Origin of the sequence: Mesorhizobium sp. M0040 (genome assembly GCF_040323505.1) — a bacterium.
Taxonomy (GTDB): Bacteria; Pseudomonadota; Alphaproteobacteria; order Rhizobiales; family Rhizobiaceae; genus Mesorhizobium.
Map to the genome: position 1 here is coordinate 1 of NZ_JAMYVA010000156.1, position 558 is coordinate 558.

Annotated in this window: 1 protein-coding gene; it reads left to right on the forward strand. The window is 61.5% G+C overall.

Annotation, left to right across the window (positions count from 1 at the left end):
- Positions 1–44: 44 nt before the first annotated feature.
- A partial coding sequence (locus tag NKJ91_RS33750; RefSeq protein WP_352458953.1) for a GAF domain-containing protein occupies positions 45–558 on the forward strand: 514 nt, incomplete at its 3' end.

The following is a 558-nucleotide window of genomic DNA, read 5'->3' on the forward strand; positions in this document are numbered from 1 at the left end:
ACAAGGGTGGTATCGTGCAGTTGCTGGATGGCGTATTCCGCTATGTGTCGACGCATGGCTACCCGCCCAGTTTCCGTGCTTATGTCGACGCCAATCCACTTCCAGCGCTTGCCGCAGGCCGAGGCTCCGCCGTAGGGCGCGTAATCGAAGATCGGCGGATCGTGCAAATCGAAGACGTGGCCGCTGATCCGGACTACCGCGTCGCCTTGATCGCTGAGGCAGGCGGATTCCGCACCGTCCTCGCTGCCCCGCTGTTGCGGGAAGGTGATCTCGTTGGCGTATTCGTCATGACGAGGGTTGAGCCGCAACCTTTCAATCCCAAGGAGATCGCGCTCGTCGAGACATTCGCCGACCAGGCGGTGATCGCCATCGAGAATGCGCGGCTTTTCGAGGCGGTGCAGTCACGGACGCGCGAGCTTGCCGCGTCTGTTGGTGAGCTCGAGGCGCTTGGTGAGGTGAGCAAGGCGGTCAATTCGACGCTGGATCTCGACACGGTGCTGAAAACGATCGTCGCCAAAGCGGTCCAGTTGTCGGAGACGGATGCTGGCACCATCTACG